15 protein-coding genes and 1 pseudogene are annotated in these 13,700 nt (G+C 48.3%); 4 read left to right on the top strand and 12 right to left on the bottom strand.

What is annotated here, in order from left to right:
- Window positions 1-8: 8 nt before the first annotated feature.
- Window positions 9-640: pseudogene (locus QMA39_RS01695) on the bottom strand (flavodoxin family protein).
- Window positions 641-804: 164 nt separating this feature from the next.
- Between QMA39_RS01695 and QMA39_RS01690 the strand changes: the two are divergent.
- Window positions 805-1,311: a redoxin domain-containing protein gene (locus QMA39_RS01690; protein WP_281657821.1), complete on the top strand. Its 507-nt coding sequence runs from the start codon at window positions 805-807 to the stop codon at window positions 1,309-1,311.
- 100 nt (window positions 1,312-1,411) lie between these two features.
- Here QMA39_RS01690 and QMA39_RS01685 read toward each other — a convergent pair whose 3' ends face one another.
- From QMA39_RS01685 to nagE, 5 genes are read right to left on the bottom strand one after another with little or no spacing between them, the layout of a single operon-like run.
- Window positions 1,412-2,125: an SIS domain-containing protein gene (locus QMA39_RS01685; protein WP_281657820.1), complete on the bottom strand. Its 714-nt coding sequence runs from the start codon at window positions 2,123-2,125 to the stop codon at window positions 1,412-1,414.
- A gap of 10 nt (window positions 2,126-2,135) precedes the next feature.
- Window positions 2,136-2,858: a GntR family transcriptional regulator gene (locus QMA39_RS01680; RefSeq protein WP_281657819.1), complete on the bottom strand. Its 723-nt coding sequence runs from the start codon at window positions 2,856-2,858 to the stop codon at window positions 2,136-2,138.
- Between the two features lie 6 nt (window positions 2,859-2,864).
- Complete coding sequence (gene nagB / locus QMA39_RS01675) at window positions 2,865-3,602, bottom strand: glucosamine-6-phosphate deaminase (RefSeq protein ID WP_281657818.1); 738 nt, start codon at window positions 3,600-3,602, stop codon at window positions 2,865-2,867.
- Window positions 3,602-4,774, bottom strand: a complete 1,173-nt coding sequence (gene nagA / locus QMA39_RS01670; RefSeq protein ID WP_281658365.1) for an N-acetylglucosamine-6-phosphate deacetylase — start codon at window positions 4,772-4,774, stop codon at window positions 3,602-3,604. Before nagA ends, nagB begins: the two co-directional genes overlap by 1 nt.
- Window positions 4,767-6,698 (bottom strand): N-acetylglucosamine-specific PTS transporter subunit IIBC, encoded by a 1,932-nt coding sequence (gene nagE, locus QMA39_RS01665; RefSeq protein WP_281657817.1) that lies wholly within the window; start codon window positions 6,696-6,698, stop codon window positions 4,767-4,769. The genes nagA and nagE overlap by 8 nt, the downstream gene beginning before the upstream one ends.
- A 299-nt stretch (window positions 6,699-6,997) precedes the next feature.
- Between nagE and QMA39_RS01660 the strand changes: the two genes are divergently transcribed.
- Window positions 6,998-8,413, top strand: a complete 1,416-nt coding sequence (locus QMA39_RS01660) for a sodium:alanine symporter family protein (protein ID WP_027953870.1) — start codon at window positions 6,998-7,000, stop codon at window positions 8,411-8,413.
- Between the two features lie 408 nt (window positions 8,414-8,821).
- On the opposite strand, the gene QMA39_RS01655 is transcribed toward QMA39_RS01660, so the two are convergent.
- The 3 genes from QMA39_RS01655 to QMA39_RS01645 all read right to left on the bottom strand — a co-directional run bounded on the left by QMA39_RS01655 (window position 8,822) and on the right by QMA39_RS01645 (window position 10,020).
- Window positions 8,822-9,121, bottom strand: coding sequence for a TIGR04104 family putative zinc finger protein (locus tag QMA39_RS01655; RefSeq protein WP_281657816.1), 300 nt, complete (start codon window positions 9,119-9,121; stop codon window positions 8,822-8,824).
- 182 nt (window positions 9,122-9,303) lie between these two features.
- Window positions 9,304-9,747 carry a hypothetical protein gene (locus QMA39_RS01650; protein WP_027953868.1) on the bottom strand — a complete coding sequence of 148 codons (444 nt, stop codon included), beginning with the start codon at window positions 9,745-9,747 and terminating at the stop codon, window positions 9,304-9,306.
- Between the two features lie 102 nt (window positions 9,748-9,849).
- Window positions 9,850-10,020, bottom strand: a complete 171-nt coding sequence (locus QMA39_RS01645; RefSeq protein WP_169516182.1) for a hypothetical protein — start codon at window positions 10,018-10,020, stop codon at window positions 9,850-9,852.
- 176 nt (window positions 10,021-10,196) lie between these two features.
- On the opposite strand from QMA39_RS01645, the gene QMA39_RS01640 reads away from it, so the two are divergent.
- Complete coding sequence (locus QMA39_RS01640; RefSeq protein ID WP_281657815.1) at window positions 10,197-11,825, top strand: cell wall-binding repeat-containing protein; 1,629 nt, start codon at window positions 10,197-10,199, stop codon at window positions 11,823-11,825.
- 137 nt (window positions 11,826-11,962) lie between these two features.
- A complete protein-coding gene (locus tag QMA39_RS01635) occupies window positions 11,963-12,673 on the top strand; it encodes an alpha/beta hydrolase (RefSeq protein WP_281657814.1) in 711 nt (236 codons plus the stop codon).
- A gap of 137 nt (window positions 12,674-12,810) precedes the next feature.
- Here QMA39_RS01635 and QMA39_RS01630 read toward each other — a convergent pair whose 3' ends face one another.
- Genes QMA39_RS01630 through QMA39_RS01620 form a run of 3 tightly spaced genes read right to left on the bottom strand, consistent with a single transcriptional unit; the run spans window position 12,811 to window position 13,679 of the window.
- Window positions 12,811-12,996 carry a DUF6366 family protein gene (locus tag QMA39_RS01630; protein WP_027953865.1) on the bottom strand — a complete coding sequence of 62 codons (186 nt, stop codon included), beginning with the start codon at window positions 12,994-12,996 and terminating at the stop codon, window positions 12,811-12,813.
- Window positions 12,997-13,017: 21 nt separating this feature from the next.
- Window positions 13,018-13,155 (bottom strand): hypothetical protein, encoded by a 138-nt coding sequence (locus QMA39_RS01625; protein WP_206932209.1) that lies wholly within the window; start codon window positions 13,153-13,155, stop codon window positions 13,018-13,020.
- Between the two features lie 44 nt (window positions 13,156-13,199).
- Complete coding sequence (locus tag QMA39_RS01620) at window positions 13,200-13,679, bottom strand: hypothetical protein (RefSeq protein ID WP_281657813.1); 480 nt, start codon at window positions 13,677-13,679, stop codon at window positions 13,200-13,202.
- Window positions 13,680-13,700: the final 21 nt, after the last annotated feature.

Here is a 13,700-nt window from a genome sequence, read left to right as displayed (position 1 = left end):
AGCTCCTTTTACTCTGTGGTATTGCCAACAGCAGGGATAGGATTTTTCTTAAAAATACGGGCCAGGTGCAGCGTATTGTAGGCAAGCATCTTCACATGACCTTTTGTAAACTCATTCTCCTCTCCGCCGCCTTCATCCAGATAAGACGCGCCGGGACCGGCTTCTCCGACCCAGTAGGCATCCACATTCGGAGGAATGACGAAACCTATATGGGAAAGGCCGTAAATCATAGAGGCAGCGGCGTGCTTGGCTCCATCTTCGTTCCCAGTAATGACGACGCCTCCGACTTTGTTGTAGTAGACCGCCTGTCCTTTTTCATTCGTTTCACTGCTGCTTCCATACAAACGTTCCATCGCCACACTTGCGATGCTGCTTTTCTCCCCGAGCCAAAGCGGTGTTCCGATCAGAAGGATGTCCGCTCTTTGACCTTTTCAAAAATCTCCGGCCACTCATCTCCGTCCCCGAGGTCCTTCGCCACGCCGTTTGGAATATGATAATCCGCCAGACGGACGGTTTCCGTATGTACCCCTTCGTTTTCCAGGATATCGAGAACCTCCCGTCCGAGTGCTTCGGTATGGGATGTCTCCTCCGATGTTTTCTTTAAACTACAGTTCAAGAGCAGCGCTTTCAAACCTGTCATCGTGTCAAACCCTCCTCTTAAGTATATTGAATGTTCATTCCCTTTTGACTTTATTTTAATCCTGCTTTTTCCAATTTGTAAGGTAAATTACAAAAACTTCACACATGTTTACATTTGATTGTGGGCATTTTAGAAGAGAAGTATGGATAAAGGAGTGTGTTTGGATGTTTACATTGAATGAAAAAGCACCTGATTTTACCCTTCCGAAAATTACCGGCGGGGAATTCTGTTTTTATGAGGATTTAAAAAGCCATGAAGAGGATCACTGGCATTTGATTATATTTTTCCGGGGATCGTGGTGCCCTGCCTGCATGAATGAGCTTGACCAGCTGGAAAAGGACCAGGGATACTTTAACGATAAAAAGATCCACCTGATTACAGTTACCCACGATGAACAAGCCGATCTTGAAAAAATGCAGCAGGAACATCAATTCAGTTTTCCTGTGCTGAATGATACGAACTTCCAGTTTTTAAAAGACTACCAGGTGCACTTCCACGATGAAAATGCGCCTTATGAGGATCACGGCACGCACGGAGATCCCGCCTACTTTCTGACCGACGCTGAGGGACGGGTGTTGTACCAGCAGAGACAGACGAGTCCGTTCGGCCGCCCGGCACCGACAGAACTGAGAAAAATCATCCAGTATATCCGCAGCAACTTAAAAAGCTGAAAAAAAACCCCGTCCGGTGAACGAAACCTGTTCACCGGACGGGGTTTTTGATTTTCACTATTCCACGAACCGCCATGCATACTTAAAACGTGCCTTCACGTTAAAAACGAATCCGTGTATAATGCTCCATCATTCTTTGGTTATGTTCGTCAGAGCCATCCACATTACCACTTTTGAATATCGGCACTTCGTTACCGCTCCTCTCCAAGTGCTGAATGGTGCGGGTCAAAAGCTCGTGGATGATGGCCGTTCCAAGTACCGTGGATACGGGGGAATAATCAGTTCCCTTCCCTTTCATGACTGCGTCACCGACGGGAACTTCCATATCAATGACGTTCTCAGCCACATCTTCCAGCCGTTTCCCTGAATCCACCCGGGAAGGCTGGGAGTCAGCATAGCAGAGCGATGTCAGAGCTGTCGTATACACACCCATCTCCTTGAAAAACTCCGCTGCTTCCACTGGAGCTGGATTTCGGCCTGAGGTGGAAATGACCAGTACCGCATCTTCAGGCTTCACGTCTTCCTTTTCTAAATAAGGACCGACAAAACCGGGGGTCCTCTCATTGCGACTGGCCATGGCAGCTCCCTGATGAAGCATAAGAGGTTCAATCATGATTGGACGGACTGGAACCAGACCTCCAGCCCTGTAATACGCTTCCTGGGCAATCAAACTGGAATGCCCACAGCCGAACATATGAATCACGCCGCCCCTGCTGATTACTTCCGCATATCGACGACTGATGACTTCAAAAGCCTCTGACTGGCGCCCTGCCAATGCCTGAAGACGGCGGGTCACATCCATTAAGTAACTCATGACATCCTCCTTACCGCTCAATATCACTAATGAACTTATAGCGATCCGCCCTGTAGGTGGATTTGACAACTTCGAACGGAACTCTGTTATCAAGGTAACTGCACCGCTCAATATGGAGGACAGGCGAGTGCGCTTCAATTTGAAGATCTTCACTCTCTTTTTCATCCGCCGCACGAGCTTCAATCTCCTGACACGCATGACTGATTCTAAGATCAAGCACGTTCTCCAAATACTCATACATCGATCCATGGACGATTTCCTCCGTTAGATCCGGAAGCAGAGAAACAGGAAGAAAAGAAGTTTCTACTGCCATCGCCTGCTTGTCAGCGAATCGGATACGTTTGACGGCATATACATCCCCGTCATCATCCAGGTTCAATTTAGAGGCGATGTCCTGAGGGGCCTGCATCACATCAAACGATAAAAGACGGCTGGATGAACTCATGCCGCGCAGCTTCATATCCTCGGTAAAGCTTGTCAGCCCTTTCAGAGGCTGTTCAATTTTCTTTTCTGCGACGAACGTTCCTCTTCCTTTTTCCCTATACAGAATGCCGTCATTTACCATGTTGGATACCGCCTGTCTAACGGTCATCCGGCTGACTTGAAAGCGTTCCGACAACTCTCTTTCCGAAGGGATCATATCTCCCGGATGGAACGCTCCTTCATTGATTTCCAGCTTTAAAAACTCTTCGATTTGATAATACATCGGGAGCGGATGATTCTTTTTCAGCACAATCGCTCACCCTTTCTCGTTTACTAACGCATAAGCCTCACGGTCGACGATCAGCGTCAAATCCCGGTGTTCCTTTAAGGAGGAAGCCGGAAACTGCTCATCCCTCTCCCCGTAAATCAGCTGACGGATAGCTTCAGCCTTGCGCTTTCCGGAGGCCAGAAGAATGATTTTTTTACTTTTGTGAATGGATTGAATCCCCATCGTAACCGCATGCGTCGGTACTTCCTCCATTGTATCAAAAAAGCGGGCATTCGCCTGACGCGTAGAAGGAGTCAGTTCCACCACATGGGTGCCGCTCTCAAATGACGTTCCCGGCTCATTGAAACCGATATGGCCGTTTTCCCCGATACCAAGCAGCTGCAGGTCCGGCGGGCCGATCTCATCAATCACCTGCTCATAACGCTCACATTCCTCAGCCAGGTTATCTGCTTTGCCATCAGGAATGTAGGTATTTCCTTTCTGAATGTTAATCTGGTCAAAGAGATGTTCGTTCATAAAGCGGCGGTAGCTTTGATGGTGGTCCGGACTCAAGCCGACATATTCATCCAGATTTAATGTAGATACAAAGCTGTAGTCGGTCTCCCCTTTTTCATAACTCATTACAAGCTCCTTGTACGTTCCAAGGGGGGTGCTGCCTGTAGCTAAACCGAGCACAGAAGCAGGGTCTTTCTTCAGCTGGCTGTCGATGATCTCTCCCGCTTTTCTACTGAGTTCCTCATAGTTGTTCGTAACGAAGATTTCCATTACAGCCCCTCCTCTGCGTTGTAGCTGATCGTTCCTCTGCACATCGTAAGGGTGACATTCCCTTGCTCATCCACCAGCACAAGGTCCGCATCCTTTCCTTGTTCGATGCTCCCCTTACGGTTTTCGACACCCAGCTGGACGGCGGCGTTCCAAGAAGTGATACTGACCAGTTCCTGCCATGACAATCCAGCGTCCTGTTTCATCTTTTTAGCGGCTTCCTCCAACGTTAAAATGCTGCCGGCAAGGGTTCCATCGGACAACCTGGCTTCATTGTTTTCTACAAAAACATCCTGCCCGCCGAGATCATACGTCCCCGGCGGAAGACATTTGGCACGCATCGCGTCAGTGATCAAAATTGACCGTCCGCTTCCAATATTTTGATACGCCAATTTGACGGCATCGGGATGGACATGAATATGATCGACAATCATTTCTACAAGGAGATGATCGTTCATGAAGGCCGCCCCAACAAGACCCGGCTCACGGTGATGCAGGCCACTCATCTGGTTGTACAAATGCGTCACATGACGCGCTCCTCTTTCGACGGCTTCTGTTACCTGATCGAAACGGGCATCACTGTGACCGAGTGAGCAGACGACGCCTGTCCGACTTACTTCTTCAATGAAAGCAGAGGCTCCCTCGGTTTCAGGGGCAACCGTAACAAGCTTGATGTGACCGCGGCTTTCCTGCTGCCACTCTTGAAACAACTCGACGGATGGTTTGATAATGTGATCCGGATGCTGGGCGCCGGCCTTTTTCTCTGAAATGAACGGACCTTCCAAATGGATGCCGAGCATTTCGGCCCCCTCTCCGGAAACCTGAGATTCCTTGAATGACCCGGCGTTTTTGATAGCTTTCGTTATGTTTTCACGTGACTGGGTCATCGTTGTCGCAAGGAAGCTCGTCGTACCTTCCCCCGGCAGCTGTACACTCATGCCATGAAGAGCTTCCGGCGTAGCATCCATCACGTCATGCCCAGCCGCACCATGAATGTGTACATCGATGAACCCAGGCATCATCTTCCTGCCCTTCCCATCAACAACCGTTCCAGAGCTTTTCAGTGTCCCAGTCGAAACTTCAGCGATTTTCCCCTCTTGGATCCGGACGGAGCCGGATGTGATGGTGCAGTCAGTAGAGACGATATCCACATTGATTATGACCATTTCATTCATCACTGACGCCCTCCTTTTTATCTGTCACTTCCAAAATACCTTTGTCTCCACGCACCGCTTCACCCTGTTGGAGCAGTTGAACCTCTTCACTTTCCAGGTTTGTAAAAATGATTGGCGTAATAACAGAGGGAGCTTCCTTCTTCACGAAATCAAGATCCACCTGTAATAGCGCCGTCCCCTGATCGACAAGATCGCCGGCTTCAACAAGAGCTTCAAATCCGTTACCTTGCAGCTTCACCGTATCCAGACCAACGTGAATCAACAGCTCAAGACCTTTGTCCGTTTCCAGACCGACCGCATGCTTTGTAGGGAAGACTTGAACTACCTTACCTTTCACAGGAGAAGCGATCGTGCCATCCGCTGGATCCACCGCAAATCCCGGCCCCATCATACCTTCTGCGAAGACTTGATCCGGTACTTCTTCAAGCGGCAGAATCCGTCCGTTGACCGGCATGGCGAACTCTTCTTTGTTCAATCTTCTTCCAGTGGAACCAGGAGCTTTTTCCTGTTCGGTCCTTGGAGCAGATGGAGCCGTCATTCCTGGGTTCTGCATCTGTTTTTTCATGGCTTCTGCTACAAACTCCACCGTCGTTCCAACGATGACCTGCAGGTTCTTACGGCCGATCTTCATTACACCGCGGGCGCCGGAACGCTTCAACGCGGCTTCATTGACGATGTCACGGTCCTTCATTTCAAGACGGAGACGGGTTGTACAATAGTCGAGCGTTTCAATATTATCTCTACCACCAAGAGCTTCTAAATAATGATAAGCTTTCGCTTCATATTCGTCTGTACCTTCTTCTATTTCTGTTTCTACTTCTTCTTCGTCTTCACGACCCGGCGTTTTCAAATTGAGCTTGATGATCAGGAAGTAGAACACAAAGAAATAGACAGCAGCCATGAACAAGCCGATGAAAACAAGAGTGAACGGGTTTTGTGCAATATTGTAATTCAATACGTAGTCGATCAATCCGGCAGAAAATCCAAAACCGTGACGAACATCAAAGAGATAGGCCAGAATCATCGATACTCCTGTTAAAGCGGCGTGAACGACATAAAGGAGTGGAGACAGGAACATGAAGGAAAATTCGATCGGTTCTGTTACACCGGTCAGGAACGATGTAAGACCGATACTCAGGAACATCCCCCCGACGGCTGCCTTGCGTTCTTTTTTCGCAGCAGCGTACATAGCGAGACATGCCGCCGGCAGACCGAACATCATGACAGGGAAGAATCCGGCAAGGAAGCTGCCAGCAGACGGATCGCCGTTCAAGAAGCGGTTGATTTCCCCGCGTACGACTTCTCCTCCAGCCGTTGTAAAAGTACCAAAATCGAACCAGATCAATGTATTCATCACGTGGTGCAGTCCAACTGGAATCAACAGACGGTTTAAGAATCCGTATATTCCAACACCAGCGGCTCCACCGTTTAATATCCAGTCCGCTGTTGAATCCAACAGTGCCTGTGGATAGACCCAGACATAACCAAGAACAAAAGCGGCGACAACCATAACGGCGGACGTAATGATAGGTACAAATCGCTTTCCTCCGAAGAAGGATAAAAATTCCGGAAACTTGACATCATTGTAGCGGTTGTAAAGCAAACCAGCCGCAATCCCGGCAATCACCCCGGCAAAGACACCCATCTTTACATCTTCATTTATGGCACCGATTCCATTATCAAGAACCAGGTACCCGACGGCCCCCGCCAAAGCAGCAGCACCGCTTCCATCCTTGGATAACCCCATCGCTATACCGATGGCGAAAATAAGGGCAAGGTTGCCCAGAATTCCGTTTCCTGCTGCTGTAATAAACGGAAGATCGAGAAAATCCTCCATCCCGAGCCTGACAAGCAGTGCAGCAGCCGGCAGCGTAGCAATCGGAAACATGAGCGACTTTCCGATTCTTTGTAAAAAGTTCAACATCATGGTGTACCTCCTCTAATATATGAAAACGTTTCATTGAAGCTATCGTACCACCACCCCCTTATAGTTGTCTATACCAGTTTCAATTATTAGAATATTTAAACTTCAATTAATTCCAATAGATTGGTCCCCCACCGTTCTGCCTTTTCTACAAACTTTTGTGTTTTTTTACAAATGTAAGCGCTTAGAATTTCACATCTACACAAATAGTTATAGAAACAGGAATGATAAAGTGTGAAAGGAGAAACCGTTTACATCCACCACACAACAATGTAGCAACCGATTTCAGGGGGGATTTCATGCTGGAACTATTAAATCAAATCAACGATGTCCTATGGGGAACACCCAGTCTTATACTATTATTCGGGACAGGCTTATTTTTAACAGTGATGCTGCGGGGACTGCAGTTCCGAAAACTGTTGTATGCCTTCAAGCTCGCCTTCACAAAAGAGGAAAAAACGGATAAAACCGAAAGTGCCGAAGGAGATATCAGTAACTTCAAAACACTGATGACGGCTTTATCTGCGACAATTGGAAATGGAAACATTGCCGGTGTGGCAACAGCATTGACGCTAGGAGGACCCGGGGCGATCTTCTGGATGTGGATTGTCGGTCTTCTCGGGATGGCTACCAAGTATGCCGAAGCCCTTCTTGCTATGAAATACCGCGTAAAAAATGAAAATGGCGAATACTCCGGGGGACCGATGTATTACGTGGAACGCGGTCTTGGAAGCAAATGGAAATGGCTCGCTGTCGCTTTCGCCTTCTTCGGTGCCTTTGCTGCGCTCGGAATCGGCAACAGTGTTCAGTCCAACACCATTGCGGATGTGATGAACGAAAGTTTTCATATTAACGGCTGGATTACAGGTACAGTGCTCGTCCTGTTTACGGCCCTGATCATTTTCGGCGGGATTCAGCGGATCAGTACGGTGGCCGGCTTTTTTGTACCGGTCATGGCTTTTCTGTACATAGGCGGAGCCCTGCTGATTATTACGATGAACTACAATGCGATCATACCAGCGTTTGAGATGATCTTCACCTACGCCTTCCAACCTATTTCTGCCGTCGGTGGTTTCGCTGGTGTCGTTGTTATGGAAGCTGTCCGAAGCGGTGTTTCCAGAGGAATCTTTTCCAACGAAGCAGGGCTGGGTACAGCGGCATTGATTGCAGGGAATGCCAAAACCGACCACCCAGTAAAACAGGCGCTTGTAGCGATGACCGGTACGTTTATTGTGACGATCATCGTTTGTACAATGACAGGACTTGTCCTTCTGATGACTGGATTCTGGGATCCATCCGGCGGAGACATTTCAGGCGTCCAGCACGCGGCCGGCCTTGACGGTGGTGCGCTTACCAGTGCAGCCTTCGGTCATGCGCTGGGAACTGCCGGAGAATATATCGTCGCCTTTTCGGTGATCTTTTTCGGATTCTCAACGATTGTAGGCTGGTATATGTACGGGGAAAAATGCTTTGAATACCTGGCTGGATTGAAGTATATCGTGCCTTACCGTCTTGTTTATGTCGGGGCCACTTTCATGGGGGCTGTCATGCAGCTGGATCTTGTCTGGGCCTTCGCCAATATGGCTAATGCGCTTATGATGATTCCGAACTTAATCGCCCTCCTGCTGCTTTATAAAGTGATTGTCAGAGAGACCGATTCGTTCTTTAACGATTATTTGATGAAACCTCATCACAGCAGCCGGAAAGCAAGCTGACTAAGCAAAGACCTGCCATATTGGCAGGTCTTTTCATGTGTTGAAAAACGTTGATATGCCCATTGCCTCCAGGAACAAATATGACTCTCTTTTTTATCATCCGGCCTGTCCGGGTGAATTGGAGATGTTACATACCTTTCGAATAGACGTTGCCAACATATACCCTCGAACCTGTTCATTTGGCGATGGCACGAGGAGCGTTCGGTGGTGACGCCTGCGGGAACAGCACGGGCCGAAGATCCACTTGGGCAGATGGTCTTCCTGACCAAGTTAGCTGAGGCCGTGCCCGCGGCAAGCATCCACCGATAAGCGGAACGTGACCATCAACACGACACACAGCCCCCACCCACTTGAACGAAGATAGAGAAAAGAAACGTCTGCCGGGAATCTTCCCAACAGACGTTTCCTTTACCAAAGCGCTTCTTCTTTATTCGTCAGTTCCACCATCCATGGAAAAGCGGTTAAAAAGACGGCTTCCGCTGTAAATAGCAAAGCCAGTCCGGAAACTATCGAGACATCCATCACGATGACAAACGGCAGAACCAATAATGGAAGCAGATGAAAAAGCGACACTTTGCGCATGCTTTTTCGGGATTGGAACTGTTTCTCTCCGCAGAACTGACAGACCGCTCCGCGATGTGTTCTTATGGACAGCCTCTGGGTATCTTTCCAAGGCCATTCATGTCCACATTTTCTGCATACAGGCATCATTCACGCCCCCTTTTTTTTTTTTCTAAACAATTACGGCACTGGACCTCTCTATGACCTTTCCAGGACCTTCCCATTACGAAAAAAATCGCTGCCATGATATAGAGAGCTGCCAGCTTATGAAAGGGTTCGGCCGATAGTTGGGATGCTTTCTTTACCCATGGGCCCTTTTTTCTGTGCGGTCATCCGAACATAACGTTATGTACAGTCGTATTGATCAGGTCCGCGTAACGGATCCACTGGACCAGGAAGAACACACAGACAGCTGTATGGACAACAACTGTTAACCACAACAGCCCCTTTTTCCTCGGATGTCTGCCGAGGGCTTTCTTACTCAGAAGTACGGCGTATGCCGCGATAAAAACCGGGAGGAGAACGGCTGCCGCGAGCACCCATTGGTTGAAGGCTTCCATATGTGTGCCAAGCTTATTTAAACCAGCCTCTTCACCGGAAACGTCTGAATTCATGATTGGCCCGGGCTCTCTCCATCCTTCATGGATAACGAGCTGATCTTTGTCTGTTACACTATAATCCAAATAACTGAAATTCATCGTATAATAGATGCCGAGCGTCGCCAATAAACTAAGGACAAAGACAAGCATCCATCGGATAAGAACAGAAGACATTGGATCCTCCCCTTTTATCCCAAAATCAATCTTTCAACCACCATCCCCTATACCGGAACGGCTGCCTCCCTCCAAAGCTGACTGTCATCCCATTTTCTGAGGTCATCCCATTCCAGTATAGATAAGAATGGTAACGAGCAGGAACCCTGAGATGAAAACCGCTTTTTTGGAACTGCTCCACGATTTCATCCATCCCCACCTTTTTCTGTCCACGTCAAGCCAGAAATAATCGACGACCACTGAGATAATAATAATCAGGAGTGCTGGTATCATCGGCCTTCCTCCCTCCATTATTTTCACCTTACCATAAATCATCCAGTATATTCCATCCCAAGAGAGAACAAAAAACAGGTTTTCTTTTCGACGATTTGCAGGTATAAAGGAAAAAAGCGCAAATATATAAACCACACGTTCTTTCTATAAAGATCACGTGAGAAGGAGGAAAGCAAGTGAATAGAAGCAAACAGAAGCGGCGTCGGTTATGGCCCATCCTTTTCCTTGTGGCCCTGTTGGTCTTCCCTGCCCATGGATGGGCAGCAGATTCAACAGATAACGGAAAATGGAGATACACGGCGCTTGGCGATTCCCTCGCCTACGGTATCCGATCCGACGGTTCTGCAGGACTCAGCTATGCCGACTTTTTAGCCGACGATTTAAGAAATGTCGACAGGCTTGAAGAGTTCACGAAGGCCTTCGCTGTTCCGGGGCTGACCTCGGAGGGGATGCTCAGTCAGATGCAGACGAATGAGGAGGCTGTAAAATCAGCCGCTGAAGCCGACTTGATTACGATCAGTATTGGAGCCAACGATTTTTTAAAGGTATTCAGTAAAGACCCTGACGAGCTTAAAAATCCGGAAGTCGTTCAATCAATCCTGCAGAATGTGGGCGAGAATTATGGAAAAGTCGTCCATCAGATTCGAACCGTCAATCCGGATGCGAAGATCTTCCTTATGGGCTACTACAATTCATTTCCTGCCTACCCTGAAGAAGACCAGCAGCAGTTCATTCGGTTGATGAACACATTGAATCAAACCATCCAGAAGGTGGCGTCTGCATCAGGAAGTGAATATGTCGCTACGTTCGAGGCAGTGGCTGAGAATTATGACGCCTACCTCCCGAACCCGCAGAACGTCCATCCTGGTGAAAAGGGCTATGAACGAATTGCTGAGGAGTTCTGGAAAGCGGTCAAACCATTCGTCCCTATTGCCACAGACCGGATTGCCGGAGAGAACCGGTATGAAACAGCTGTTGAAATTTCTAAACAGGGCTGGGACGAATCAGACACCATCGTCCTTGCCAGAGGAGACCATTTTCCAGATGCATTGGCAGGAGCTCCACTTGCCTACCAAATGGATGCGCCCATCCTGCTGACGAAAGAACGCCTGCCAGCTGAAGTCATGGAAGAGATCCAGCGACTCGGAGCGGACAAAGCCGTCATTCTGGGCGGAACAGAAGCGGTCTCTCCTTTTGTTGAAAATCAGTTAAAGGGAATGGGCCTTTCCGTTCAGCGGATTGGTGGTAAAGACCGGTTCGTAACAGCAGCTAATATTGCTGCTGTCTTAAACGGGAATCCTCAACAAGCTGTAGTAGCGAATGGTATGGATTTCCCTGATGCCCTGGCCATCGCCTCCTACGCTGCAGGAAAAGGATCTCCGGTTTTACTTACGAAAGACATCCGACTCCCCGACGTTACGGCCCTGGCCCTAACCGATGTGGATGCGTCGATAGCGGTCGGCGGCACGCGTGTAATCTCTGATGAAGTTTTTCATGCGCTCCCTTCAGCCGTCCGTTACGGCGGCGAAAATCGCTATGAAACTTCAGCCTTGATCGCTAAGGAGTTGAATCCGGCAGACCGGGCATTTATAGCCACCGGTTCAGATTTCGCCGATGCATTGACAGGATCGATCCTGGCTGCTAAAGAAAACAGCACGTTTCTGCTTGTTCCTCCTAATTACCTTGATGCTTCCATTGCAGAAGCAGCAGAGGAGCTCGGCATCCGTCACTTCACCATTTTAGGCGGAACAGGAGCGGTCGGCCCTTCCGTAACAGAAGAGCTGATGAAATCAGTACACGAATAAAGGAAGACCTGCCTTGTGCAGGTCTTCCTTCTTTTGTAGAAAACACACAAAACAGGATCCGCCATTCATCAAAGCGGCTTTTTTGTAAAGTCTTTAGTAGAATAGAATAACTACAGATAAAGAGAAGGAGAAGGCTTATGAAAAAATGGCTTCTGTATATCCTTACTGGTATGTTCACCCTCGCTCTGCTTGCCTTTGGAGCTTTCTATATATGGGCGGAGCAGACTTACGAACCCTCGGACCAACTATCAGACATTCCGGAGCGCCAGGAAGACTGGGTAATCTTTGAACCGGACGGGGAGCCGAAGGCCGGGGTCGTGCTATATCCCGGAGCGAAAGTCCAACCCGAATCGTACAGCTATATCGGAAACCAACTGCGGGAACAAGGATACCTGACGGCAATTCCGTCCATGAGGTTCAATTTCCCGATCCTTGAAGCACAGAAAGTGGATGACATATTGGAACGCTATCCCCTTGATGAGTGGTTCATCGGCGGTCACTCTCTCGGCGGTGTTGCCGCTGCCTCTTATGCCGATGTCAATCAAGAACAACTGGACGGCTTGTTTTTCCTAGCTTCCTACCCGGCTGATCAAAATGACTTTTCGGACTCCGACTTCCCGATGCTCTCCATCTATGGAGAAAAAGATGGACTGACTACGCTCTCAGACATTGAGGAAAAGAAACCTCTTCTTTCAAATGCTGCTGTCCTCTATGAAATCAAGGGTGGCAACCACGCCCAATTCGGCTGGTACGGGGAGCAAAAGGGGGACAATCTTGCTTATATTCCTGTTCAAGAACAGCAGGACATTATTGTCAAAGAGTTGGTGAAGTGGCTTGAATCATCCTAGAACAAACAAGATGGGCTCCAGGCACATGTAACGACCCCTATTTTTCATGTGGGCTTTTGCACTTCTCTGTTTTTGAAATAATGAAAAGGCTGCCTGGAATGTCCCAGGCAGCCTTTTCATTATAAAGCAGCTCTTTCTCAGCGAAAAATCGAAAAAAGAAGGAAGGCCAGAATCAAACCGACAAGAATCAGCCCCGTTCCCTTCCAGCCGAGACCGCCGGCCAAATCCATCAGTCCGCCGCTGTGTTCACGGCCGGGGCTGTTTCTTTTTAAATCCTTCTGCCTCATCCTCTCCCTATCATAAGCTTTATCGGATTTGGTCATAAATGATCCGCTCCCCTTTGTTCATGAATCGAAGCGCTTCTCGACTACCATGCCGATGTAAACCAGACATCCGGCACAAACACCGATCATTATTCCATCAATAAACATTCCCACAAGCCCGCCTGTCAAAGCGTATGTGGTGACTTTCCATTTCATCATGACAAGAACTCCTTATAAACGATAAAATCCTAAACCCGAAGGCTTTACTTGGACAGCTTTTTGATGTTTCCGATTTCTCGAGCGTTTATTAATACCCATACCAGTCCCGTAGGGAGAAAGAAGGAAAAGAGATCCGCAGGTGGACGCCCAAAATTAGTAAGTCCTAAAAATCCAAGGGCGATGACAGGGAAAGCAATAAGTATGGAAATTTCTATCCCTCTATTCCTGCACCACTTCTCCCTTCCCATCTGCTCCTTTTCAAAAGCCTCTATGACTCTTATATCTTTGGATCCCCAAGCTTCTCCTCTCCATAACGAGAAAAGCTTGTACATGGCTATGCCTATTAAAACAACTGTACCAAGGATTAATAAATACGCCGTCGGCCATTGATTGAACACACAAATCGCATAGAAACCAAGCAGCCCACCCATCAATAGATTGGAGAATAAAAGCTGGCGCTTCTTCGCCTGTCGCACACGCTCAATATCGACGCTTTCTACCTTCACTTCCTCATTCGTCGGCATTCAGCAAATCCCCCTCCAAAT

The organism is Halobacillus sp. Cin3 (genome assembly GCF_947311855.1).
In the GTDB taxonomy this organism is placed as follows: domain Bacteria; phylum Bacillota; class Bacilli; order Bacillales; family Halobacillaceae; genus Halobacillus; species Halobacillus kuroshimensis.
Note: the sequence above shows the minus strand (reverse complement) of the source record. Positions and strands in the feature narration are given on the sequence as shown.

Bases quoted from the DNA above. Each gene is read 5' to 3' on its own strand.
- nagA (WP_281658365.1), bottom strand. From the start codon at position 4,774: ATGAATGAAATGGTCATAATCAATGTGGATATCGTCTCTACTGACTGC.
- QMA39_RS01635 (WP_281657814.1), top strand. From the start codon at position 11,963: ATGAAAAAATGGCTTCTGTATATCCTTACTGGTATGTTCACCCTCGCT.
- QMA39_RS01650 (WP_027953868.1), bottom strand. From the start codon at position 9,747: ATGTCTTCTGTTCTTATCCGATGGATGCTTGTCTTTGTCCTTAGTTTA.
- QMA39_RS01660 (WP_027953870.1), top strand. From the start codon at position 6,998: ATGCTGGAACTATTAAATCAAATCAACGATGTCCTATGGGGAACACCC.
- QMA39_RS01645 (WP_169516182.1), bottom strand. From the start codon at position 10,020: ATGATACCAGCACTCCTGATTATTATTATCTCAGTGGTCGTCGATTAT.
- QMA39_RS01655 (WP_281657816.1), bottom strand. From the start codon at position 9,121: ATGCCTGTATGCAGAAAATGTGGACATGAATGGCCTTGGAAAGATACC.
- QMA39_RS01620 (WP_281657813.1), bottom strand. From the start codon at position 13,679: ATGCCGACGAATGAGGAAGTGAAGGTAGAAAGCGTCGATATTGAGCGT.
- QMA39_RS01630 (WP_027953865.1), bottom strand. From the start codon at position 12,996: ATGACCAAATCCGATAAAGCTTATGATAGGGAGAGGATGAGGCAGAAG.
- QMA39_RS01685 (WP_281657820.1), bottom strand. From the start codon at position 2,125: ATGAGTTACTTAATGGATGTGACCCGCCGTCTTCAGGCATTGGCAGGG.
- nagB (WP_281657818.1), bottom strand. From the start codon at position 3,602: ATGGAAATCTTCGTTACGAACAACTATGAGGAACTCAGTAGAAAAGCG.
- nagE (WP_281657817.1), bottom strand. From the start codon at position 6,698: ATGTTGAACTTTTTACAAAGAATCGGAAAGTCGCTCATGTTTCCGATT.
- QMA39_RS01625 (WP_206932209.1), bottom strand. From the start codon at position 13,155: ATGATGAAATGGAAAGTCACCACATACGCTTTGACAGGCGGGCTTGTG.
- QMA39_RS01690 (WP_281657821.1), top strand. From the start codon at position 805: ATGTTTACATTGAATGAAAAAGCACCTGATTTTACCCTTCCGAAAATT.